The sequence below is a fragment of the Streptomyces sp. SBT349 genome (genome assembly GCF_001083795.1).
Lineage (GTDB): Bacteria > Actinomycetota > Actinomycetes > Streptomycetales > Streptomycetaceae > Streptomyces.
The window spans coordinates 1-22,868 of record NZ_LAVK01000097.1; the positions used below are offsets into that span (position 1 = coordinate 1).

The 22,868-nt window shown below is 72.8% G+C and carries 19 protein-coding genes; 4 read left to right on the plus strand and 15 right to left on the minus strand.

Annotation, left to right across the window (positions count from 1 at the left end; all coding sequences use genetic code 11):
- Positions 1-3 precede the first annotated feature (3 nt).
- Positions 4-1,014, minus strand: coding sequence for a methyltransferase (locus ADY01_RS14530; protein WP_049572056.1), 1,011 nt, complete (start codon positions 1,012-1,014; stop codon positions 4-6).
- On the minus strand, positions 1,011-1,484 hold the full coding sequence (locus ADY01_RS14535) for a PhzA/PhzB family protein (protein ID WP_234320232.1): 474 nt from the start codon (positions 1,482-1,484) through the stop codon (positions 1,011-1,013). Before ADY01_RS14535 ends, ADY01_RS14530 begins: the two co-directional genes overlap by 4 nt.
- A gap of 38 nt (positions 1,485-1,522) precedes the next feature.
- On the opposite strand from ADY01_RS14535, the gene ADY01_RS14540 reads away from it, so the two are divergent.
- Entirely contained in the window at positions 1,523-2,359 is an 837-nt protein-coding gene (locus ADY01_RS14540) for a PhzF family phenazine biosynthesis protein (protein WP_049572064.1), read from the plus strand.
- An 11-nt stretch (positions 2,360-2,370) separates the two neighbouring features.
- On the opposite strand, the gene phzG is transcribed toward ADY01_RS14540, so the two are convergent.
- Genes phzG through ADY01_RS14565 form a run of 5 tightly spaced genes read right to left on the minus strand, consistent with a single transcriptional unit; the run spans position 2,371 to position 7,119 of the window.
- Complete coding sequence (gene phzG / locus ADY01_RS14545; RefSeq protein WP_049572067.1) at positions 2,371-2,985, minus strand: phenazine biosynthesis FMN-dependent oxidase PhzG; 615 nt, start codon at positions 2,983-2,985, stop codon at positions 2,371-2,373.
- A gap of 6 nt (positions 2,986-2,991) precedes the next feature.
- Positions 2,992-3,327, minus strand: a complete 336-nt coding sequence (locus ADY01_RS14550; RefSeq protein ID WP_049572072.1) for a hypothetical protein — start codon at positions 3,325-3,327, stop codon at positions 2,992-2,994.
- Positions 3,324-5,189, minus strand: coding sequence for an anthranilate synthase family protein (locus ADY01_RS14555; RefSeq protein WP_049572075.1), 1,866 nt, complete (start codon positions 5,187-5,189; stop codon positions 3,324-3,326). Before ADY01_RS14555 ends, ADY01_RS14550 begins: the two co-directional genes overlap by 4 nt.
- Positions 5,186-5,809 carry an isochorismatase family protein gene (locus tag ADY01_RS14560; protein WP_049572107.1) on the minus strand — a complete coding sequence of 208 codons (624 nt, stop codon included), beginning with the start codon at positions 5,807-5,809 and terminating at the stop codon, positions 5,186-5,188. The genes ADY01_RS14555 and ADY01_RS14560 overlap by 4 nt, the downstream gene beginning before the upstream one ends.
- A gap of 14 nt (positions 5,810-5,823) precedes the next feature.
- Positions 5,824-7,119 (minus strand): 3-deoxy-7-phosphoheptulonate synthase, encoded by a 1,296-nt coding sequence (locus ADY01_RS14565; protein ID WP_063784227.1) that lies wholly within the window; start codon positions 7,117-7,119, stop codon positions 5,824-5,826.
- A gap of 499 nt (positions 7,120-7,618) precedes the next feature.
- Here ADY01_RS14565 and ADY01_RS14570 point away from each other — a divergent pair, with 499 nt between their 5' ends.
- Positions 7,619-11,116, plus strand: coding sequence for a CARDB domain-containing protein (locus tag ADY01_RS14570; RefSeq protein WP_078900309.1), 3,498 nt, complete (start codon positions 7,619-7,621; stop codon positions 11,114-11,116).
- 243 nt (positions 11,117-11,359) lie between these two features.
- Positions 11,360-12,976 (plus strand): GMC family oxidoreductase, encoded by a 1,617-nt coding sequence (locus ADY01_RS14575; RefSeq protein WP_049572080.1) that lies wholly within the window; start codon positions 11,360-11,362, stop codon positions 12,974-12,976.
- Here ADY01_RS14575 and hppD read toward each other — a convergent pair.
- The 7 genes from hppD to ADY01_RS14610 form a co-directional block, all read right to left on the minus strand.
- Positions 12,918-13,997 (minus strand): 4-hydroxyphenylpyruvate dioxygenase, encoded by a 1,080-nt coding sequence (hppD, locus tag ADY01_RS14580; protein WP_049572083.1) that lies wholly within the window; start codon positions 13,995-13,997, stop codon positions 12,918-12,920. The genes ADY01_RS14575 and hppD overlap by 59 nt on opposite strands.
- A 76-nt stretch (positions 13,998-14,073) precedes the next feature.
- Entirely contained in the window at positions 14,074-15,357 is a 1,284-nt protein-coding gene (locus ADY01_RS14585) for a cytochrome P450 (protein ID WP_049572086.1), read from the minus strand.
- Between the two features lie 19 nt (positions 15,358-15,376).
- Positions 15,377-16,339, minus strand: coding sequence for an aromatic prenyltransferase (locus ADY01_RS14590; RefSeq protein ID WP_049572089.1), 963 nt, complete (start codon positions 16,337-16,339; stop codon positions 15,377-15,379).
- Between the two features lie 57 nt (positions 16,340-16,396).
- Positions 16,397-17,437, minus strand: a complete 1,041-nt coding sequence (locus ADY01_RS14595) for a methyltransferase (RefSeq protein WP_199826233.1) — start codon at positions 17,435-17,437, stop codon at positions 16,397-16,399.
- A complete protein-coding gene (locus ADY01_RS14600; protein WP_049572092.1) occupies positions 17,434-18,651 on the minus strand; it encodes a cytochrome P450 family protein in 1,218 nt (405 codons plus the stop codon). The genes ADY01_RS14595 and ADY01_RS14600 overlap by 4 nt, the downstream gene beginning before the upstream one ends.
- 50 nt (positions 18,652-18,701) lie before the next feature.
- On the minus strand, positions 18,702-19,301 hold the full coding sequence (locus tag ADY01_RS14605) for an EF-hand domain-containing protein (protein ID WP_063784228.1): 600 nt from the start codon (positions 19,299-19,301) through the stop codon (positions 18,702-18,704).
- Positions 19,302-19,515: 214 nt separating this feature from the next.
- On the minus strand, positions 19,516-19,962 hold the full coding sequence (locus ADY01_RS14610) for an SRPBCC family protein (RefSeq protein WP_049572098.1): 447 nt from the start codon (positions 19,960-19,962) through the stop codon (positions 19,516-19,518).
- 317 nt (positions 19,963-20,279) lie between these two features.
- Between ADY01_RS14610 and gatA the strand changes: the two genes are divergently transcribed.
- A complete protein-coding gene (gene gatA / locus ADY01_RS14615; protein ID WP_049572101.1) occupies positions 20,280-21,776 on the plus strand; it encodes an Asp-tRNA(Asn)/Glu-tRNA(Gln) amidotransferase subunit GatA in 1,497 nt (498 codons plus the stop codon).
- 7 nt (positions 21,777-21,783) lie between these two features.
- Here the strand turns inward: gatA and ADY01_RS14620 are convergent.
- Positions 21,784-22,868 (minus strand): pyridoxal-phosphate-dependent aminotransferase family protein (locus ADY01_RS14620; protein WP_159001214.1); only part of this gene is annotated, 1,085 nt, incomplete at its 5' end.

Here is a 22,868-nt window from a genome sequence, read left to right on the forward strand (position 1 = left end):
GGTTCAGGGGCGGGGTGCCGCGATGAGCGCCGTGGTCTCCACCGGCAGCTCCGCGACGCGTTCGACGTCGAGGCCGGCCCGGTCCAGCAGGGTGGTGAACCGGTCCAGGCTGCGGTGGCGGCCGCCGTTGGTCATCAGCAGATGCAGGTCCCACAGGGCGGGCAGCACGGTCGAGTCCTCGTCGGCGACCACCCGTTCGAGGATGAGCAGGCGCGAGGAGGGGCCGGCCATCGCCCGGCGGCAGTTCTCGAACACCCCGACCACGGCGTCGTCGTCCCAGCCGGCCAGCACGCGGCACAGGAGGTAGACGTCCCCGCCCCGCGGGACGGCCTTGAACATGTCACCGCCCGTCAGCTCGACGCGGTCGAGGCCGACCGTGGCGGCCAGGTTCTCGCGGGCGATGGGCACCACGTGTTCGCGGTCCAGCCAGCTGCCGCGCGCGTCCGGGGTGGCGCCCAGGATCGCGGCGAGCAACTGCCCGCCGCCGCCGCCGACATCGACCACCAGCTTGCCGCCGGAGAAGTCGAAGATCTCCGGCACCCAGTCGAAGAAGAGGTTTCCGGCCTTCATGGCCCGCTGGAACCGGTCGGACGCGTCCTCGTCCTGGCTCAGGTAGGCGTACAGCGGCTGCCCGTAGGCGGCCTCGAACCCCGCGGTCACCGTGCGGATGGCCTCGTGCGCGTGGCCCCAGGCCGTGTAGAACTCCTCGCCGTAGAGGAGGCACATGTCCCGCAGGGACTCGGGCCGGTTCAGCAGGGTCGCGCTCACCGGGGTGTTGCGGTAGCCGGCGCGCTCGCCGCCCTCGAACACGCCCATGGCCACCAGCAGCCGCATGAGGCGGCGGATGCCCTCCTCCTCGGCGCCGCTGGCCGCGGCCAGTTCGGCGGTAGTGGTCAGGCCGGCCTCGATGTGGTCGGGCAACCCCAGCTTGACCGAGGTGTACAGGGCCTGGGCCCGCCATCCGCCGGTGATGAGCTCGACTGCCTGCTGGGTCGCCTTCAGGTCGGCCTTCACGACGTGGGAATCCTTCCGCGGTTGATCTTCGGTATCTCGATGCCGAGCGCCTGGAGCTGGTTGAAGGGATTCATGAATTCCCGCTGCTCGACGATGAGGCCGTCCCTGAGCTTGAACGAGTGGATGAAGTGGTTCTTGTAGTGCCCCTCGGGGTAGCCGGGGTAGAGGATCTTTCCCTCGCCGTCGCACTCGGCCCAGAATTGGCCGGGATCCTGCGTTTCGAAGATCTCGACGTTGAACCAGACCCAGTCCGGGAACATCTCCAGCGACCACGCGCCGTGCGCCTTCAGCGTCTCCCGCCCCCGCGAGACGATCGGCTTCATCGTGTCGGCCGTGTAGAGGCCCGCGCTGCCGTCATCGGTGAACAGAAGGTACCGGGACAGCCGGTTCTCCCCCTGCCGGCTCAGGTAGTCCTCGACCACGGCTCGGTGTCGGCGCCTGAGTTCCACGTCATCGTTGAACATTGTCATCCATCGCCTTTCTCGGATCGACCGGGTACATTGCCGGAATGCATGACTATGTGGTTGCGGATGTCTTCACCGATACGCCGCTGGAGGGCAACCCAGTGGCCGTCTTCCTCGATGCCTCCGATATTCCCGCGCCGCGCATGCAGCGCATCGCGCGGGAGCTGAACCTCTCGGAGACCACCTTTGTGCTCCCGGCCACGAACGGGGGCGATGTGCGCGTCAGAATCTTCACTCCGGTGAACGAGCTGCCGTTCGCCGGGCACCCGACCCTGGGCACCGCCATCGTTCTCGGCCAGGAGGGGGACCGGAGCGGCATCGTGCTGGAGACCGCCATGGGACCGATACCGTTCGCGTTCGACCGGGAGGAGGGCCGCATCGTCTCCGCCCGCATGCGGCAGCCCATCCCGACCTGGGAGCCCTACGGGCAACGGGACCACCTGCTCGACGCGCTCGGGCTCGCCTCCTCGACGCTGCCGGTGGAGATCTACCGCAACGGGCCGCGCCACGTGTTCGTCGGGCTCGACAGCGTGCCGGCGCTCTCGGCCGTGCGGCCCGACCTGCGCGCGCTGGCGGACCACCTCGACGTGGCCGTCAACTGCTTCGCCGGCTCGGGCACCCACTGGCGGATGCGGATGTTCTCGCCGGCCTACGGCGTCGCGGAGGACGCGGCCACCGGGTCCGCCGCGGGTCCCCTGGCGGTGCACCTGGCCCGGCACGGGCTGGTCCCGTTCGGCGAGCGGATCGAGATCCTCCAGGGCGTCGAGATCGGCCGCCCGTCGCGGATGTACCCCACGGCGATCGGCACGGCGGAGAGCCTGGAGCGGATCGAGGTCGCGGGCTCCGCCGTGGTCGTGGCCCGCGCCACGCTCTCCGTCTGACGCGCCCCACCTCACGGCTGAAGCCGCCGGCAGGTCCAGCCCCCGCCGGCGGCGCCGTAGACCAGCCGCCGGTGCAGCCGGTCGGGGCTCGCGTGCCAGAACTCCACGGTCTCGGGGACGAGTTCGTAGCCGACCCAGGCCGCGGGGCGCGGCAGGGCCTCGCCGCTGCCGGCGAGCCGCACGGCCTCGGCGCGCAGGGCCTCCTCGTCCTCCAGCGGCTCGCTCTGCCGGGAGGCGACCGACATGGCGTGCGTGCTGGGCGGCCTGGCCGCCCACAGCGCGCCCGACTCCTCCTCGGGGAGCGGTGCGACCGGGCCGCTCAGCACGATCTGCTGCGCGGTCTCACGCCAGTACAGCACCCCGGATCCCCAGCCGGTGGCGGCGATGTCGCGGCCCTTCCGGCTGCCGGTGTGGCTGGAGAACACCAGGCCCCGCCCGGTGATCCTGATGGTCTGGATGATCCGGTTCGAGGTGCGCCCCGTGGCGTCCGCCGTGGCCAGCGAGACCACGCCGGGCTCGCGGACGCCGTGCTTGACGGCCGTGTCGAACCAGGCGCGCAGCAGCCCGATGGGCTCGGCGGGCGGGTTGTCGAACTCGGGCAGGGTCAGGTCGATGTCGGCGGGCATGTTCCCTCATTCCTCGAAGACGGGCCCGTGTCCGGACAGCGACGGCTCGGCGAACAGGCCCTCGATCGTGGCCTCGACGTCGAACCGCACGCGTTCGGTGGGCGGGTAGCCGATCAGGTCGACGGCCTTGTGGGGCGGCAGGGGCTGGTCACCGGGGCCGTCCGCCTCCCACAGCATCACCGCGCCCCACCGGTTGCCCACCGGGTCGGAGACCCAGAACTTCAGGCGCAGCCCGTGGACCGAGGCCCACGGCGTCACCCCCTCGTCCCGCAGGTACTCCCGTAGCGACTCGATGGTCTGCTCGGATTCGGTCAGATCCCACCAGGCGATGGTCGCTTTCACAGGCCCAGAACCTCCTTGATCCGGTTGGCGAATATGCGGGGTCCGTCCTCGGTGAGCACGGATTCGGCGTGGAACTGGAGTGAGGAGAAGTGGGGGCCGCGCAGCGCGTAGACCTCGCCGGTGTGGATGTCCCGGCTGAACTCGATGAGGCCGACGCCCAGCCGGTCGGTCTTGTCGTGCGCGCTCCGCGCGGCGAAGCTGTTGTAGAAGCCGACGCGCTCCGGGTCGCCGAACAGGTTGATCTCCTGGCGCCTGCCCTGGTTGGACGTCGCGCAGCGGACCAGGTCGAGGCCGAGCAGCCTGCTGAGGACCTGGTGGCTGAGGCAGACCGCGAGGAACGGCCGCCGCTCGGCCAGCAGCCTGCCGATCGCGGAGTAGAGGTGGGCGATCCTCGGGTTGCCGACGTCGCGCGGGTCGCCGGGGCCGGGGCCCATCACCACCAGGTCGTACGCCTCGAAGGCGTAGTCCTCGTCGAACCGGCGCACCGTGACCTTCGGGCCGAGCGCGCGGAGTTGATGGGCGATCATCGCGGTGAACGTGTCCTCGGCGTCCACCACGAGCACCCGGCGGCCGGCCAGCGCGGGCACCGCGGCGTCCTGGCCGTCCGCGAGCCAGAACCGCGCCAGGCCCGCGTTGCGCCGGTCGAGTGCCGTCCGCACCTCGGGATGGTCGTGGAAGCGGGTCCGGCCGCCGACGCCGAACGCGGCGAGCAGGCCCGACACCTTCGCGTGCGTCTCGGCGACCTCGGAGGCCGGGTCGGAGTGCCGGACCAGGGTGGCGCCCACCCCGATCGCCATCCGCCCGCCGGGGTGCTCGATGTCGGCGGTGCGGATCAGAATGGCGGAGTCCATCGACCGCCCCCGGTGGCGGTCGGTGCCGATGAGGGCCATCACGCCGCCGTAGTAGCGGCGGCCCTCGGGCTCGTACCGGCTGATCACCCGGCAGGCGCTCTCCAGGGGGCTGCCGGTCACCGTCGGCGCGAACATCGTCTCGCGCAGGATGTCGCGCGGGTCGCGGGTGGAGCGGCCCTCGATGAAGTACTCGGTGTGCGCGAGCCGGGCCATCTCCTTCAGGTAGGGGCCCACCACCCTGCCGCCCGAGGCGCAGATGCGCGCCATCATCTTGAGCTCCTCGTCGACGACCATGTACAGCTCGTCGTTCTCCTTGCCGTCGGCGAGGAACTCCTTGACGCCGGCCAGGGTCGGCCCGGTCGGCGGATAGCGGTAGGTGCCGCTGATCGGGTTCATGACGGCGACGCCGTCCTGGAGGCTGACGTGCCGCTCGGGCGTCGCGCCGACGAAGGTGCGCGAGCCGGTGTGCACCACGAAGGTCCAGTACGCCCCCGACTCCAGCTCGCACAGGCGGCGGAAGAGCGCCAGCGCGCTGTGCACGCCGTAGTCGGCGATCTCGGCGACATACGAGCGCTTGATCACGAAGTTGGCGCCCTCGCCGGTGCCGATCTCCTCCGCGACGATCCGGCCGACGGTCCGCGCGTAGGCGTCGTCGTCCACGTCGAACCGCCCGCCCACGAGCCGCAGCGGAACGCGCTCGATCCGCCGCAGCGCGTCCGCGACCGGGAGCACGGCCGCTTCCGTCACGCGCATGACGAGCAGCGGCGACCCGTCGTCCACGCGGGAGAAGCCCCGTTCGCCGATCTGCTGGTGGGGCACGAGCACGAGCGCCTGGTGGCCCGGGTCCGCGTCCCGCGGCAGGGGGATGTCGGCCAGGGTGTCCGGCTCCGAGACCTCGCCGGTCAGCACGTCCAGCCGGTCGGGGCCCGTCGCGTCCGGGCGGTGCAGCAGGGCGAACGCGGGCGGGTCCTGCGCCAGTATCCGGTCCAGCACGTCCCCCGGGGTGGTCATGTGAACACCTCGTCGGCGCCGACCACCACGGCGCAGCGCTGGGCCGCGTAGGTGAGGGTGAGCCGGTGGTGGTCGGCGGAGAAGTCGCCGATCGCGTCACCCACGACGAACGGCTGGATGTCGTGGGTGAACGCCTCCAGCGCGCTGGCCAGCACGCCCACGTGCCCGTAGACGCCGCAGACGATCAGCTGGTCACGGCCGTGCGCGCGGAGGCGGGAGAGCAGGTCGGAGCGGAAGAACGCGCTGTAGCGCCACTTGGTGAGCACCCAGTCGTCGGGGCCGGGGGCCAGGGGCGCCACGACCTCGCGGTCCACCGGGTCGGCCCGCATGCCGGGACCCCAGAAGTCCTTGAGCAGGCCCCGCTCCTCGTCCGTCATGGAGCCGGGCTGCGCCGTGTACGCCACCGGGGCGCCCAGGGCACGGCACCGGTCCCGTAACGACGCCGTGTGGCCCACCAGCCGGGCGCGGAAGTCGTCGTCGAAGGGGCGGAGGAAGAACCTTTGCATATCGTGAATCAGCAGAACGGCGCGGTCGGGGTCGGCCACCCATCCGGCGACATTGTCGGGCAGGTCCGCCGACTTCGGTAATGGGTACGGCGCTATCTCCGGGATTCCTGCCACCATGACTCCCTCGTTCAGGGTCGATCGGATTCAACTCCATGAGTTACGCACCCGGTCGGCCCGGCCGGGGCGTCGGTCGGCGACATCCGCCGCCGGCCGCGCCGGGCGTAGAGATCCGCCGTCACCGAGGCCAGTTCCAGCGCCTGATCCGGATTCAGCCGCGGGTCGCAGGTCGAGGTGTAGCGCGCGCCCAGGCCGGATTCGGTCACCCCGCCCCGGCCTCCGACACATTCGGTGACCCGTTCACCCGTGAATTCGAGATGAACTCCTCCCGGATGGGTGCCGAGCGCCTGGTGCACGTCGAAGAATCCGGTGACCTCCTCCACGATCCTGTCGAATGCGCGCGTCTTGTGGCCGCCGGCCGACGTATAGGTGTTGCCGTGCATCGGATCGCAGATCCACACCGCGTCGGCCTCGGCGGCCTCGGCCTTCTCCACCAGCACCGGAAGACGGTCGCGCACCCGGTCGGCGCCCATTCTGGGAATGAAGGAGAGGCGGCCGGGAACGCGGTCGGGATTCAGCCGCTCGATCAGGTTCATGACGTCGTCCGACGTCGTGTCGGGGCCGATCTTGACCCCCAGGGGATTGGCGACGCGCGCGGCGAACTCGACGTGGGCGCCGTCCAGTTGCCGGGTGCGTTCGCCGATCCAGAGCATGTGCCCGGAGGTCGCGTAGATCCCGCCGCCGGCCGCGTCGGGGCGGGCGAGCGGTGACTCGTAGTCGAGCAGCAGGGCCTCGTGGCTGGTGAACAGACCCGTGGTATCGGCGTCGAGTGCTCCCGGGCCGGTCGGGACCGTCGCGCCCGCCTCCCTGAGCAGGCCGAGGGTCCGTGCCGAGGCGTCGTAGGCGCGGCGCAGCCGCCGGGGATCGGGCCTCCTGTCCGCCGGGGTGAACCCGAATCCGTTGACCGCGTCCCCGCGGTAGGCGGGGAGTTCGACGCCGTGGCGCGTCTCGGTGGCCGCGGACCTCGGCTTGGCGAACTGCCCCGCGATCCTTCCGATCCGCAGGACGGGAATCGACGCCGCCTCACCGATGACGGCCGACGCCCGCCGGAGGACCCGCACCTTGCCGCCGACGCTCGCGGCGTTCACCGCGTCGAACGTCTCGGCGCAGTCACCGCCCTGGAGGACCGCGGCCCGTCCCCGCGCCACCGCGGCGAGGTGGCCGCGCAGCGCGTCGCACTCGCGCGCGTGCACCAGGGGCGGCGCGGCCCGTAACGAGCGGACCACCTCGGCGAGTTCGCCCCGGTCCGGCCAGTCGGGCTGCTGCCGGGCGGCCCGCCGCCACCAGGTCTCGTCCGTCGTGGTCATGTCGCGCCACGCGCGCTGCCGTGCTCGCCGCCGAGCGGATTGGCTGATAAAGGCGCCGATGTCATCGGTGAATCCTCAGGGTCCGGTGGGGTGGTCCGATCCAAGGGCGCATCCCCCGTGCTGGGGGGCCGTGCGGGGGATGCGGGTCCGGGCGGGTAGGAGCCGCGCCTCGATCACTCGGGGGTCGGCGGCGACGTGAGTCGCCTCCTGTGGACAGTCGACTTGGCGCGGCCAACTCTAGGGCGAGTACCGGCCGCCGACAATGCCGCACCCGCCCCCGCGCGCCCGCGATGTCGGCCGCCGATCCCGGCATGCACGAACCGTTGACAAGTCGGTCACATCCTTGAAATCTATAACTGCCGACCGCAAGAGATTGACTGCATGCACTCAAAATCTTTCACAGCTCCGCAAGTTCACGGCAGGTACGCTCTCTCGCCCGCCGCGGTTCCACCGCTCCGCCTCCCCCATCCCGGCGCGTCGCACGGAACAGAGGACATCCATGAAACGGAAGCAACCCAGCCGACGGCTGATCAGCGGCCTCGTCCTGGCCGCCCTGATCGCCGTCGGGCTCCTGCCCGTCTCCGCCTCGGCGGCCGAGGGCCCCAACCTCTCCCTGGGCACGACGGCTTCGGCGAGCGGCTCCCACGGCAGCCACCCCGCCACCGCGGTCACCGACGGTGATCCGGGCACGTACTGGGAGGGCCCGGCCAACGCGTTCCCGCAATGGCTCCAGATCGACCTCGGCAGCAGCGTGGACGTCGAACAGGTGACGCTGAGGCTGCCGGGCTCCTGGGAGGCGCGCACCCAGACCATCGCCGTGCAGGGCAGCGCCGACGGCTCGGCGTTCAGCACCCTTTCGCCCTCGGCGAGCCGCGCGTTCTCCCCCGGCTCGGACAACACCGTGACCATCGATGTCGTCGCGGAGAGCGTCCGGTACGTGCGGCTGAGCATCACGGGCAACACCGGCTGGTCCGCCGCGCAGATCTCCGAGCTGGAGGTGCGCGGCGCGGACGACGGCGACCCGGGCCCCGGGCCCGAGCAGGGCGTGAACCTCGCGCGCGGCAAGCCGATCTCGGCCTCCTCCACCACCCAGAACTATGTCGCCACCAACGCCAACGACGACAGCGTCACCTCCTACTGGGAGTCGGCCGGCTACCCCGCCACGCTGACGGTGGAGCTCGGCGCCAACGCCGACGTCGACTCGGTGGTGGTCAAGCTCAACCCGGATCCCATCTGGGGCACCAGGACCCAGAACTTCGAGATCCTGGGCCGCGACCAGGACGCCACCGCGTTCACCACGCTGGTGGCCCGCGCCAACCACACGTTCAACCCGGCGACCAACCAGAACTCGGTGTCCATCCCGGTCAGCGGCGATGTCGCGGACGTGCAGCTGAGGTTCTTCAGCAACACCGGCGCGCCGGGCGGGCAGGTCGCCGACTTCCAGGTCATCGGGACCCCCGCGCCCAACCCCGACCTGACCGTCACCGATCTGGACTGGACGCCTGCCTCTCCGGTGGAGAGCGACGACATCACGGTCGGCGCCCGGGTCGAGAACATCGGCTCCACGGCCTCCCCCGCCTCCACGGTGAACGTCAGCCTGGGCGGCGCGGTCGCGGGCAGCGCCGCGGTGGGCGCGCTGGACCCGGGTGAGGCGGCGACCGTCGAGGTCGACGCCGGGAGCAGGGCCGAGGGCAGCTACACCGTCTCGGCCGTGGTCGACCCGACCGACACCATCGTCGAGGAGAACAACGACAACAACGGCTTCACCGCGCCCTCGCAGCTGGAGGTGGGGCAGAGCCCCGGGCCCGACCTCCAGGTCCTGGGCATCAGCCACTCCCCGCAGAACCCGGCCGTCGGCGCGCAGGTCTCGTTCACCGTCGAGGTGAACAACCGCGGGACCAGCGACGTGACCGCCACCACCGTCACCCGCCTCCAGGCCGGTGGCACGACGCTCAACACCAACACCCCCGGCATCGACGCGGGCGAGACGGTCACCGTGAACGTCCAGGGCACCTGGACCGCCACCAACGGCGGGGCCACCATCAGCGCCACCGCCGACGCCACCGACGCGGTGGACGAGACCAACGAGGGCAACAACGCGTTCTCGCGCGCCATCGTGGTCGGGCGCGGCGCGGCGGTCCCGTACGTCGAGTACGAGGCGGAGGACGGCGAGTACAACGGCCAGCTCCTCCAGGCCGATCCCGAGCGGACGTTCGGGCACACCAACTTCGCCTCGGAGTCCTCGGGACGCGAGTCGGTGCGCCTGGGCCAGCAGGGCCAGTTCGTCGAGTTCACCTCGACCAGCCCGTCCAACTCCATCGTGGTGCGCAACTCGATCCCCGATGCCCCGGGCGGCGGCGGCGCCGAGGCCACGATCAGCCTCTATGTCGACGGCCAGTTCGAGCGGAAGCTGACGCTCTCCTCGAAGCACAGCTGGCTGTACGGCAACACGGACGACCCCGAGTCGCTCACCAACACCCCGCAGGCCGACGCGCGGCGGCTGTTCGACGAGTCCCACGCGCTGCTGGGCGAGAGCTACCCGGCGGGCACCACGTTCCGCCTCCAGCGGGACGCCGGTGACAACGCGTCCTTCTACATCATCGACCTCATCGACCTGGAGCAGGTGGCGGCGCCGACCAGCCGCCCCGCGGGCTGCACCTCGATCACCGAGTACGGCGCGGTGCCGGACGACGGCAACGACGACACCGCGGCCATCCAGGCGGCGGTGACGGCCGACCAGAACGGCGACATCGGCTGCGTGTGGATCCCGGCGGGGCAGTGGCGCCAGGAGCAGAAGATCCTCACCGACGACCCGCTCAACCGCGGCCAGTACAACCAGGTCGGCATCAGCGATGTCACCATCCGCGGCGCCGGCATGTGGCACTCGCAGCTCTACACCCTCACCCCGCCCCACCAGGCGGGCGGGATCAACCACCCGCACGAGGGCAACTTCGGCTTCGACATCGACGACAACACCCAGATCTCCGACATCGCCATCTTCGGCTCCGGCACCATCCGCGGCGGCGGCGGAGCCGAGGGCGGGGTCGGCCTCAACGGGCGCTTCGGCCAGGACACCAGCATCTCGAACGTGTGGATAGAGCACGCCAACGTGGGCGTCTGGGTCGGCCGCGACTTCGACAACATCCCCGAGCTGTGGGGACCCGCCGACGGCCTGGAGTTCAGCGGGATGCGGATCCGCAACACCTACGCCGACGGCATCAACTTCACCAACGGCACGCGCAATTCGACGGTGTTCAACTCCTCCTTCCGGACCACGGGCGACGACTCGCTCGCCGTGTGGGCCAACCGCTACGTGCGGGACACCTCCGTCGACGTCGCGCACGACAACACGTTCCGCAACAACACCATCCAGCTCCCCTGGCGCGCCAACGGCATCGCGATCTACGGCGGTTACGACAACACGATCGAGAACAACCTGATCTCCGACACCGCCAACTACCCCGGGATCATGCTGGCGACCGACCACGACCCCCTGCCGTTCTCCGGCCAGACCCTCATCGCGGGCAACGGCCTGTACCGCACGGGCGGGGCGTTCTGGGGCGAGGCACAGGAGTTCGGCGCCATCACCCTCTTCGCGCAGAGCCGCGACATCACCGGCGTCACCATCCGCGACACGGACATCTACGACTCGACGTATGACGGCATCCAGTTCAAGTCCGGCGGCGGCAACGTGCCGAACGTCCAGATCAGCGACGTGACCATCGACGGCTCCAACAACGGCGCGGGCATCCTCGCCATGGGCGGCGCCCGCGGCAGCGCCACGCTCACCGACGTCACCATCACCGGCTCGGCCGACGGCGACATCGTCATCGAGCCGGGCTCCCAGTTCACCATCACCGGCGGGCCCGCGGCGTCGTTGGGGCCCCCGCCGGCGACCGGTTCGGACCGGCCCGTCGCCTGGGCCCCGGCCACCTCCGCCCGGACGGCGTCACGGGCGGGCCGCAGAGGCGCGGGCGCTCCCCCCGGGGCACGCTAGCCGGACCCCCGACCCGGCACCCGACCCGGCACCCGTCCCCGCTCACCCGGGGGCGGGCGCCGGGCGGGCGCCGACCGCGTTCACCGGCGACCGTGTTCACCGCCGACCGCGTGCACCGGCAACTGCCGCGGTGCGGGCGGGTGTTCGGGGTCACACGGCCGGGCGTGGTCGTTCACCTGTCGCGCATGTCCTCCGCCGCCGCGCTCCGTTATCAGGACAGGAGCGGCCGAGGAAGGGGACCCCGTGGGCGAGAGGGCTTTCGATTACGTCATTGTCGGCGCCGGCTCGGCCGGGTGCGTTCTCGCGCACCGGCTCAGCGAGGACCCGGACGTGCGCGTCCTGCTGATCGAGGCGGGCGGCGCCGACTCGCCGCCGATGATCCACATGCCGGCGGGCTTCCCCACCCTCTTCCGCACGGACGTGGACTGGGACCACAGCACCCACTACGAGCCGGGCCTCGGCGGCCGGCGCGTCTACCTTCCGCGCGGCCGGGTCCTCGGCGGCTGCTCGTCGACCAACTACATGGTGTACATCCGCGGGAACCGCGCGGACTACGACGAGTGGCGCGACCTGGGCTGCGCCGGCTGGGGCTGGTCGGACCTGCTGCCCTCGTTCCTGCGGGCCGAGGACAACGAGCGCGGTGCGAGCGCCTGGCACGGCGTCGGCGGCCCGCTCGCGGTCTCCGACCAGCGGCACCTGTCGCCCGTGGTGGACGCCGCGCTGGAGGCAGCCGTCGCCTGCGGCCTGCCGCGCAACGACGACTTCAACGGCCCGGCGCAGGACGGCGTCGGCCGCTACCAGGTGACGCCGCGCGACGGCCGGCGGGCGAGCACGGCCCGCTGCTATCTGCGCCCGGCCGCGGACCGGCCCAACCTGACCGTGGAGACCCATGTGCGGGTCACCGGCGTGCGGATCGAACGCGGTCGCGCCCTCGGCGTCCGCGGCCTGCGCCTGGGCCACCCCCTGACGTTCGCCGCCGACCGCGAGGTGATCCTCAGCGCCGGGGCCTACGGCTCGCCGCAGCTGCTCATGCTCTCCGGCGTGGGCGCGCCCGACGAGCTGGCGGCGCTCGGCATCGCGCCGGTGGCCGAGTCCCCGCGCGTCGGGCACAACCTCGCGGACCACCTGGTCGTGCCGCTGGTGTACCGGTGCGCGGGCGAGGACAGCCTCCTGGGCGTGCTGAACCGGTCCGAGCACCTGGCCTCGTTCGCCGAGGGCCGGGGACCGCTCACCTCCAACCTGGTCGAGGGCGGCGGCTTCTTACGGTCCCGCGGCGGGCTCGCCGCCCCCGACCTCCAGCTGTTCGCCATCCCCGCCGGGTTCGCGGGCGAGGGCCTGACGGCCGTCCCCGCCCACGCGGTCTCGCTCGGCGCCGCGCCGCTGAGACCGGCGAGCCGCGGCCGGGTGGCGCTCGCCTCCCCCGACCCCACGGCGAAACCATTCATCACCCACCGGTACTGCCGCGAGCCGGAGGATCTGCGCGTCCAGGTCGAGGGCGTGCGGTTCACCATGGAGTGGGCCGCCGCCCGGCCCCTCGCGGGCCGCCTCGCCGGTCCGCTGCACGCGCCGGACTCCGCCGCGCGGGACGACGTGGTCGCGTTCGTCCGCGCCCGCGCCCAGACCGCCTACCACCCCGCGGGCACCTGCGCCATGGGCGCGGACGGCGGCGCGGTGGTGGACCCGGAGCTGCGGGTGCGCGGCGTCGAGGGGCTGCGGGTCGTGGACGCCTCGGTCATGCCGGTCCTGCCGCGCGGCAACACCAACGCCCCCACCGTCGCCGTGGCGGAGCGGGCGGCGGACCTCATCCGGGGCCAGGCACCCGGCCTGCCTGAAGCCTCACTGATTCGTACAGCGCCGTGATGTTGCCCCCGCCGAAGGTCAACGCCCCCTGCCGCTCGATGATCTCGAAGAACAGGGTGTTCCGCGGGTGCGTGGACTCGGTGAAGATCTGGAAGAGCTGGCCGCCGTGGTCCACGTCCACCAGCACATGGTGCGCGGCCAGTTCCGCCACCGAGTGCCGGACCGGCTCCAGGCGCCGCGGCAGCGCGGTGTAGTAGGCGGCGGGCGCCTGGAGGAACCGCACGCCCGCACGCCCGAGCGAGGCGACCGCCGCCACGATGTCCGGCGTGGCGAACGCGATGTGCTGGACGCCGGGGCCCCCGTGGTCCCGCAGGAACCGGTCGATCTGCCCCGGCTCGCGGTCCGGGTCGGGCTCGATCAGCGTCAGCGTCACCGCGCCCGAGCCGCTCTGCACGGCGCATGTCACGACCGCCTGGGCGCCGACCACGATCCGCTCGGTGAACGTCGTCTCGAAGTCGAACACCCGCCGGTAGAAGGCGGCCAGGGGGCCGATGGCGCCGGGCGGGACGCACACGGCCAGGTGGTCGATCGCGACCAGACCGGTGTCCTCGGCGGGCGGCGGCCCCGCGACCGGGGCCAGCCCCGGCAGGGCGCCGGGGGCCACGCCCCGCGAGCGCTGGACGAAGGTGTGCGTCACGTCGGCGAACCCCTCGACGGTGGCGGTGACCACGCCCCCGCCCGCCGCCGGCGGGGAGACCGGGCGGGCCCCGCGCCCCACCGCCTCGTGGAACGCCGCGGCCGCGTCCTGGACGCCGAGCGCGATGTCGGCCACCCCCTCGCCGTGGCGCGCGAGGAAGGAGCGGGCCGAGCGGTCGCCCGCGGCGGGCCGGTCGAGGACCAGCCGGATCCGGTCCCTGGCGAGCGCGACGGAGCGGACATCCGCCTCCGGGCCGCCCGTCGCCGCGACGGCGAGGCCGTAGCCGCGGGACAGCCGGCGCGCCGCGGCCCCGGCGTCCGCGACATGGAGCCTCAGATGGTCGACGACCATGCCCGCGAAGGCGCCCCTGTCGGTGGTGGCCATGCGCGTTCTCCCTCTTCTGCTGGTCGGTGCCGCGGCGCTCGGTCGCAGCCGCGACGGTCGGTGCTGCGGCGTGGGGTCAGGGGCGGGGCGGGCGGACGAGGGCGACGGGCAGGGAGTCGAACGAGCGCTGCGTCGCCATCCGCCGCCGCACGGGCGGCCCCGCCGGTGTCAGGTGCGGGAGCCGGGCGTGCAGGTGGCCCTGGAGCCGGGACAGGAAGGTGGCGATCTCCATCCGGGCGAGGCCCGCGCCGACGCACCGGTGGATGCCCTCGCCGAACGTGAGATAGCCCGGCGCTCCCCTGCCCGGGTCGAACCGGTCGGGGTCGGGGAACGCCTCGGGGTCGCGGTTGACCGAGCCGATCAGGACGTGGACCCCGGCGCCGCGCGGGATGAGCGTGCCCGCCACCTCGACATCCCGGACGGGCAGCAGCTGCGAGGCGGCGATCCAGATCGGCGGCTCGTGGCGCAGGCTCTCCTCCACGAACCCCGGAAGCAGCGCGGGGTCACCGAGCGAGGGGGCGGTCTCGGGGTGGCGGAACAGCGCGAGCGCGGCGTTGTCCATGGCCGCCGCGGTGCTCTCGGAGCCCGCCATCCACAGGCCCCAGAGCATGTTGATCAGCTCGGCCTCCTCCAGCGGCTCCTCTCCCGCGCCCGGGCCCGTCCCGCGGGGGCCGCCCGCGAGCGCGGAGACCGCGTCGGCCCTGGGGCGGCGCCTGCGTTCGGCCGCCAGCTCGGTGAAGTACCGCTCGATCGCGAGCGTCGCGCCGTCGGCCTCCGCCAGCGCCGCGTCGTCGGCGGCCGGGTGGGCGGCCAGCATCGTCTTGGCGACCAGGGGCCCGAGGAAGGGCCGGTCCTCCTCGGGCACGCCGATGACCTCGGCTATGACATGCGTGGCGAGCGGCGCGGTCGCCGCGGTGTGGAGATCGACGCTCTCGCCGTCCCGGAGCCGGGTGACCAGCGGGTCGAGCAGCCGGTCGCACCACCGGCGGGCCCGGAGGCGCAGCGCGTCGACCGCCTGCGGGGTGAAGAACGGCGCCATGGCGCGGCGGAGCCTGGTGTGCCGGGGCCGGTTGGTGTTGGTGATGCCGGCCAGGAAGTTCTGGAGGGTGCGGGAGCGGCCGATCCTCGGCTGCCGCGCCAGCAGCTCCTCCCGGGTGGCGCTGCGGAACGCCGGATCGCGCATCACCAGCCGCGCGTCGCGGTGCCGGCTGACGAAGTACACGCCGCCGGTCGGGTTCCGGTGAACGGGCGCGTGCTCCCGCAGCCACGCGTACAGCGGATACGGGTCGTCCATGCTCTCCGGGTCCTGCATGCGCGCCAGCACGTCGACCGCCGTCCCGCGGCCTTCTGTGGGGTCCATGGGTGCGGCACCCGCGGGGCTAGGGCCGGACCCGGGGCACGGGTGAGGCCACGGCGGGCAGCGCGCCGTCCCGCTGCCCGCTGCCGCTGAAGTGGCAGTCCCACCGCTCGAACAGCGAGATCATGCCGCCGAGACAGCTGCGCTCCGCCTTGACATAGGTCCCGTTCCCCGGGCCGAACGACCAGCCCACGACGTGGCAGTCCTCCGCGTCGTAGGACGGGGCGGCGGAGAGGAACGCGGTGATGCGGTCCGGGAGGCGGGGCGCGCGGTCCCTCGGGATCCGCAGGGCGTAGAAGCAGACCCGCTCGGCGCGGCCGTCGCGCAGCGAGAACGTCACCGAGACGCCGAAGTCCCCGGGGACGAACGCGCCGATCTCCGCGACAAGTTCGCGTGGTGGCGGCGGGACCCGGACCAGGCCGACGAGGTCGGCGGCCTGGGCGTGGGTGAGGGGTCCCCTGACGCGGAAGTACACGTTGACGGTGGAGCGGCGGTGGTCCACGGCGAGGAATCTGATGTACGCGAGCCCCCGCCGTTCGCACGCCGGGACGTTTCGCCTCAGCGCGTCGGGGACGGGGCCCGCGTCGAGGACGTCGGAGGCGGGGCGCGTGCCGCCCAGCCACACCCAGGTCTTGTCGAGGCCGCTCCCGGCGGTGAAGTCGCAGGACTGCTCGGCCGCGCCGCCGAACAGGCCGCTCCAGTGCGCGATCAGCGGCGCGAGCGGGGTGGCGCGGGGCAGGAGCCCGGCGCGCATCGCGGTGGCGACGGTGTCCGTTCTGGAGCGCGAGTAGAACCGGTAGCTCAGGTCGTCGCCGGGGCGGCTCGTGGTCTTCCAGACGACCGCGCCCGTGCCGAACTCGTCGGCGAAGGCGGACAGGGCGTCGCGGGTGACGTCCTCGTCGAAGGGCGCGCCGAGCGCGGCGGCCGTCGACCGGATGTCGTCCAGGAACCGCGGCTGCGAGTAGCCGGTGGTCGGCACGGTCATCGTGACTCCATCCCGTGGTCCGTGATGAGGGACATGGTGTGCGGGTCGCGGGGCCGGTCAGCGGCGCCGGGCCACGATGACCCCGTTGGCGCTCGCGGCGTCGAACCGGCGTATCTCCGCGCCGGTGAACCCCGCCTCGCGGATCCAGGACAGGTACTCGTCCTCCGCGTAGTTCCGGCCGGCGCCGGTCTCGACCAGCATGTTCACGCCCATGAGCGCGGCGCCCGGCGGGCCCGTGCGCTCGGGGTTGAGCAGGAGTTCGCAGACCAGGAGCGCGCCGCCGGGGGCCAGGGCCTCGTGGCACTTGCGCAGCAGGGCGCGGTTCTCCGCCTCGGCCCAGTCGTGCAGGACCATGCTGAGCAGGATCGCGTCGTGCCCGCCGGGGAGGGCCGCGTCCCGCCCGAAGTCCCCCCGGAGCGTGGTGATCCGGTCGCCGAGCCCCGCCGCGTCGATCCTGCGGCGCGCGACCTCGCAGACGTGCGGCAGGTCGTAGAGCGTGCCGGTCAGGTGGGGGTGGCGCCGGCAGAGCTCGACGAGGAACGCCCCCGAGCCGCCGCCCACGTCCAGCAGCCGCCGGTGGGCGGCGAAGTCGTGCTCCTCGCCCAGGATCCGCGCCGTCTCGGCCGAGAGCGAGTGCATCCCGTTCCAGAAGAGCTCGGTGAACGCGGGGTCCCCCGAGGAGAACAGCGACTCCTGGGTGTCCGGGTCCCAGGTGAGGGGCCGGTCGGCGCGCAGGGCGTCGGTCAGGCGGTGCCAGGCGGGGTAGGCCCGGTCGTTGAAGCGGACCACGCCGCCGAAGTACGCGTCGCGCCCCTCCACGAGGAACTCCTCGGAGAGCGCGGAGTTCCGGTAGTGGGGGCCGGACTTGTCCAGTAACCCGAGCGCGGTGCAGGCGGTCAGCAGCAGGTCGGCCGGGCGCTCCTTCAGGCCGAGCTCGGCGGCCAGCTCGTCCGCCGTCGCCCCCCGGCCGCCGCCGAGCCGGGTGAACAGCGCCAGGTCCACCGCGGCGGCCAGCGTCTTGAACATCCAGAAGCCGGTGGCCATGGCCATCAGCGGGGCGGTGGAGGGGCGGGAGCCGCCGCTCGGGGCGGCCGTCATGCGGCGTGTCCCTTCCAGCGGACCGGGAGGTGGCGCGGGCCGCGGAGCAGGGTGCCCGCCTTCCAGCGCAGGGCGGCCGGGTGGGTGGCCAGCTCCAGGAGGGGGAAGCGGGTCAGCAGCGTGGAGACGGCGATGCGGGCTTCGAGGCGGGCGAGCGGGGCGCCGAGGCAGAAGTGCATGCCGTGCCCGAACGCCACATGGCCGCGGGCGTCGCGGGTGATGTCGAAGCGGCCGGGGTCACGGAAGCGGCCGGGGTCGCGCCCGGCGTCGGCGATGACGGGGAGGACGACCTCTCCCCCGCCGGGGATGACGGTGCCCGCGATCTCGACCGGGTCGACGGTGAACCGCAGGGTGGAGGCGGCCACCGGGCCGTCGTAGCGCAGCATCTCCTCGATCGCGCCGTCGATCAGGGAGGGGTCCGCCCGCAGCAGGGCGAGCTGGTCGGGGTGGGTGAGGAGGGCGAGGACGCCGTTGGAGATGAGATTGGCGGTCGTCTCGTGGCCCGCGATGAGCAACACCTGGGCCATGCCCAGCAGTTCCTCGCGGCTGAGCCGGTCGCCGTCCTGGTCGCTCACCTCGATCAGGTCGCTGAGCAGGTCGTCGCCCGGACGGCCGCGCTTGGTCTCCACCAGGCGGTCCAGATACCCGGTCATGGCGGCGCGGGCCTCTCTGGTCCGGTCCGTGGGCGCGCCCACCACCAGGGTCTCGGACCAGGAGCGGAAGGCGTCGCGCTCCAGGAAGGGGATGCCGAGCAGCTCGCAGATCACGGTGATCGGCAGGGGGAAGGACAGCGCCTCGACCAGATCGGCGCGGCCCTCGGGAGTGGCGCGCATGGCGTCGAGGAGCCGGTCGGTGATCTCCTGGACGCGCGGCGCGAGGGAGGCCACCCGGCGCGCGGTGAAGGCGCGGCTGACCAGGCCGCGCAGGCGGGTGTGCTGGGGCGCGTTGGAGCGGAGCATCGAGACGCCGGTGGTCACCGACTGCACGGGCTGTGCCGGGGAGGCGTGCCGCCACTCCTTGGAGAGGCGGGAGACGCTGAGGGCCTCGCGCACCTCGTCGTAGCCGACGACGAGCCAGACCACGGTGCCCTCGGGCAGCCGGGCCCGGTGCACCGGGCCCCGCTCCCGCAGCCGGGCGTACACCGCGTAGGGGTCGCGGAAGAAGTCCGCGCCCAGGGCGGCCAGGTCGACCGTCCCGTCCGGCTCCGTCGTCATCCGCCGCTCCCCTGTCCCCGCCCGTCCCCCCCCCGCGGCTCCCCGCCGCGTCAGAGCGCGACCCGGGTGCCCTTCCACACCGTGGTGGCCCACACATCGCCGAACAGCCAGTTCCCCAGGGCCTCCGGGTCGGCGCTCGTGTAGAACTCCCGCCAGGCTTCGACCAGTTCGTCCACGGAGAGCGAGCCGTCGCTGTCGCGGTCCAGCTTCTCGAACGAGATGCGGCTGTTGGCCGGTGAGGTGCCGAACGCCTTGTGGAACGCGGCGAACTCGTTGGGCCCGATCTTGCCGTCGTCATTGCGATCGCAGATCGCCCAGATCGCCTCGGCCATCGGCATGAAACCCGCCTCGAAATTGGAGAGATCGTCGACGAAGGCCCGCTTGACGATGGCGCGCCACTCCAAGGGGGTGATCTTGCTGTCGGCATGTGCGCCGAAGGCCGAGGAGATGTACTTCCAGAATGTCTCGAACGAGTCGAGGAGCGCTTGCGCCTTGGGCGAGTTGAACGGCTCTCTGAGGTAGGCGAGGATCCGGCCCGCCAGGGCCAGCGCGTCGGCCAGCTCGATGACGCCGTCGCCGTTCTGGTCACCGTGCCCGAAGCACACGTCGATCTTCCGGTCCAGCAGTCGGGCAACATCGTCTGGGCTCACGGATGACACCGCCTTCGGAATCTGTTCGAATGAAAGGGCGATGAGAAAAAATGCAGAGGTGTTCGCCGATCCGGTGCGGCCGAAGATAGTGCAGCCTTTCCCCGTCGGACAAGGGTGAATTGACAAACAGACGTACGGTATTAATGAGCGCGAATGTTCCGGTCGCACCCCCTGGCGCACCACCGCGCGAGCCGGTCGCGGGGCGCCGCCTCGGTCAGAGGGTGCCGCGCCAGGCGCCGGTGGCGATACCGCGGCCCTCGATGAACTCCTTGAACCTCACGAGGTCCTTCTCCGCCCTGCGGCGCACGAAGCCGAGCCTGTCGCCGACGGCCTCGGTGAACACCTCGGGCGCGTACTCCAGTTGGAGCACGATCCTGGTGTGGCCCTCGTCCAGCCGGTGGAAGGTCACCACGCCGCCCTGCCGGGGGCCGCTGGTGGAGACCCAGGCGATCCGCTCGTCGGGGATCTGCTCCGAGATGCTGGCGTCGAACTCGCGCTCCGCGCCCGCGACGCGGGTCACCCAGTGCGTGCGGTCCGGACCGAGCTGGTCCACGCGCTCCACCCCGCTCATGAAGTCGGGGAAGCTCTCGAACTGCGTCCACTGGTTGTACGCGGTGGTCACCGGCACGGCGACCTCGATGGACTCCTCGATGTGCGACATGGGGTGCTGCCTCTCCCTGTTGTCGTGCGGCTGCGCTCGCCGGCCCCGCCTGCCCCGGGAGGCGGGAGTCGGGTTGCCCCTCGCGCCACCGGCCAAACACCGACGGCATGGGGCCCGTTGTCGTTCTTTGCGTCGGCATACCCAGCCGCGGCTCAGGACCGGGATCCGGGCGGTGGCACGCGTGCACGCGTCGACGCGCCGACGCCGAGCACGTGGCACGCCCCGGAGGCGTGCCCGGCGGCCGGACCGCGCGCCTAGGATGGATGCCCACCGGCCGTGGCCGGGCCCACCGCACTTCGTTTCCCAGGGATCGCGCCATGACATCCGAGGTCAACCGCTGGACCGCCGCACGGATCGCGGGGGCGGTCGCCTCCGGTGAGGTCTCCGCCGTGGAGGTCGCCGAGGCGCACCTCGCCCGGATCGACGCGGTGGACGAGAAGGTGCACGCCTTCCTGCACGTGGACGCCGAGGGCGCGCTGCGGGCCGCCCGTTCCGTGGACGCCAGGCGCGCGGCGGGCGAGGCGCTGGGGCCGCTGGCCGGGGTGCCGCTGGCGCTGAAGGACGTCTTCGCCACCAGGGACATGCCGACGACGTGCGGCTCACGGATGCTGGAGGGCTGGATCCCGCCGTACGACGCGACGCTGACCCGGCGGCTGAAGGACGCCGGGGTGGTCACGCTCGGCAAGACGAACATGGACGAGTTCGCCATGGGCTCCTCCACGGAGAACAGCGCCTTCGGCCCCACCGGGAACCCGTGGGACCTCACCCGCATCCCCGGCGGCTCGGGCGGCGGCTCGGCGGCGGCGCTCGCCTCGTTCCAGGCGGCGCTGGCGATCGGCACCGACACCGGCGGCTCGATCCGGCAGCCGGCCGCGCTGACCGGCACGGTGGGGGTGAAGCCGACGTACGGCGCGGTCTCCCGGTACGGTCTCGTCGCCTACTCCTCCTCGCTCGACCAGGGCGGCCCCTGCGCCCGCACCGTCCTGGACGCGGCGCTGCTGCACGAGGCGATCGCCGGGCACGACCCGATGGACGCCACCTCCATCGACGCCCCCGTGCCGCCGGTGGTCGAGGCGGCGCGGGCCACGGACATCGCCGGGGTGCGCGTCGGGGTGGTGCGGGAGCTGGGCGGCGAGGGGTACCAGCCGGGCGTCATGCGGCGTTTCGGCGAGGCCGTCGAGGCGCTGCGGGCGCTGGGCGCCGAGGTCACCGAGGTCTCCTGCCCCTCGTTCGACTCGGCGCTGGCGGCCTACTACCTGATCGCGACGAGCGAGGCCTCCTCGAACCTGGCGCGTTTCGACGCCATGCGCTACGGGCTGCGGCGGGGTGACGACGGCGAGCGCCCGGCCGAGGAGGTCATGGCGGCCACCCGGCGGGCCGGGTTCGGCCCGGAGGTCAAGCGCCGCATCATGCTGGGCACCTACGCCCTGTCCTCGGGGTACTACGACGCCTACTACGGCTCGGCGCAGAAGGTCCGCACGCTGATCTCGCGGGACTTCGACGCCGCGTTCGCCCGCGTGGACGTGCTGGTCTCGCCGACGAGCCCGACCACCGCGTTCCCCCTCGGGGAGCGGGTGGACGACCCGGTGGCCATGTACCTGGCGGACCTGTGCACCATCCCGTCCAACATGGCGGGCAACGCGGTGATGTCGCTGCCCTGCGGCCTGGCCCCCGAGGACGACCTTCCGGTGGGCTTGCAGATCATCGCCCCGCCGCTGGCCGACGACCGGCTCTACCGCGTCGGCGCGGTGCTGGAGCGGGCCCTGACCGAGCAGTGGGGCCGCCCGCTGCTGGAGCGTGCCTCCCCGCTGTGAGCCGCCCTCAGCGACGGCCCCGCCGGGGACGGCGCAGGGCGGCCCGCACGGCGGTGAGGGTCCTGGTGATCTCCTCGTCGCCCACCGTGCCCAGATGGCCGACGCGGAACGTGTCGCTGCCCCGGGCCGGGAGCGTCCCGGACTGGAGGAGCACACCCTCCTCGGCGACCGCGCGCAGGAACGCGTCCTCGCGCCAGCCGCCGGGAACCACGGCCACGGTGACGCCGTTGGCCCGGTCGGCGGGCTCGGGGACGAGGAGTCGCACGCCGAGCGCGGCCAGGCCCTCGTGCAGCCTGTCCCGCAGCCTCGCGTGCCGCTCCACGCGGGCTCCCCGGCCCTCGGCCAGCGCCAGGCGCAGCGCCTCGGAGAGGCCGAGGACGAGGTTCCCCGCCGGGGACTGGAAGTAGCCGAACTCCCCGCGCTCGGTGGCCGCCATGACGGGCAGCCAGGGGCCGAGGTCGAGGGAGTAGGACGGGTGGCTCCCGGTCCGGCCGCGCAGCCGTTCCAGGGCCCGCTCGCCGATCGCGTAGGTGGCGAGCCCCGGCGGTCCGGCCAGGCCCTTGGGCGGCGCGCCGAGGTAGACGTCCGGACCCCAGGCGTCGAACTCGATCCGTTCGGCGCCGATGGCCGAGACGCCGTCCACCAGGCAGAGGGCGTCGTGGCGGTGGGCGAGGCGGGCCAGCTCGGGCAGGTCGGACCTGACGCCGCTGCTGGAGTCGACGTGGACGACCAGCAGCGCCTGGTGGTGGCGCCGGGACAGGAGCCTCTCCAGCAGTTCCGGGTCGGGCGGGCGCCCCACCGGGGAGGTGGGCGCGCTCACCGGGATGCCGTGCCGCAGGCAGATGTCGCGCCAGCGGTCGCCCCACATGCCGGTCGAGGCCACCAGCACGGGGACGTCGGGGCGCAGCAGGCTGACGGCGATGCTCTCCAGGCCGTTGGTGCCGGTGCCCGGCACGACCGCCACCGGCGCGCTCGCGGCGCCGACGAGCGAGCGGAGCCTGGCGAGGCAGCGGCCGAACTCGGCGATGAAGGCCGGGTCGTTCAGGGGCGGCGCGGGCACGCCCATGCGCTCCAGCACCGAGGGCGCGGGGC

Excerpts from the sequence above, each read along its gene's own strand:
- ADY01_RS14535 (WP_234320232.1), bottom strand. The coding sequence starts at position 1,484 with ATGACAATGTTCAACGATGACGTGGAACTCAGGCGCCGACACCGAGCC.
- ADY01_RS14540 (WP_049572064.1), top strand. The coding sequence starts at position 1,523 with ATGCATGACTATGTGGTTGCGGATGTCTTCACCGATACGCCGCTGGAG.
- phzG (WP_049572067.1), bottom strand. The coding sequence starts at position 2,985 with ATGCCCGCCGACATCGACCTGACCCTGCCCGAGTTCGACAACCCGCCC.
- ADY01_RS14555 (WP_049572075.1), bottom strand. The coding sequence starts at position 5,189 with ATGACCACCCCGGGGGACGTGCTGGACCGGATACTGGCGCAGGACCCG.
- ADY01_RS14565 (WP_063784227.1), bottom strand. The coding sequence starts at position 7,119 with ATGACCACGACGGACGAGACCTGGTGGCGGCGGGCCGCCCGGCAGCAG.
- ADY01_RS14570 (WP_078900309.1), top strand. The coding sequence starts at position 7,619 with ATGAAACGGAAGCAACCCAGCCGACGGCTGATCAGCGGCCTCGTCCTG.
- hppD (WP_049572083.1), bottom strand. The coding sequence starts at position 13,997 with ATGGCCACCACCGACAGGGGCGCCTTCGCGGGCATGGTCGTCGACCAT.
- ADY01_RS14585 (WP_049572086.1), bottom strand. The coding sequence starts at position 15,357 with ATGGACCCCACAGAAGGCCGCGGGACGGCGGTCGACGTGCTGGCGCGC.
- ADY01_RS14590 (WP_049572089.1), bottom strand. The coding sequence starts at position 16,339 with ATGACCGTGCCGACCACCGGCTACTCGCAGCCGCGGTTCCTGGACGAC.
- ADY01_RS14595 (WP_199826233.1), bottom strand. The coding sequence starts at position 17,437 with ATGACGGCCGCCCCGAGCGGCGGCTCCCGCCCCTCCACCGCCCCGCTG.
- ADY01_RS14600 (WP_049572092.1), bottom strand. The coding sequence starts at position 18,651 with ATGACGACGGAGCCGGACGGGACGGTCGACCTGGCCGCCCTGGGCGCG.
- ADY01_RS14610 (WP_049572098.1), bottom strand. The coding sequence starts at position 19,962 with ATGTCGCACATCGAGGAGTCCATCGAGGTCGCCGTGCCGGTGACCACC.
- gatA (WP_049572101.1), top strand. The coding sequence starts at position 20,280 with ATGACATCCGAGGTCAACCGCTGGACCGCCGCACGGATCGCGGGGGCG.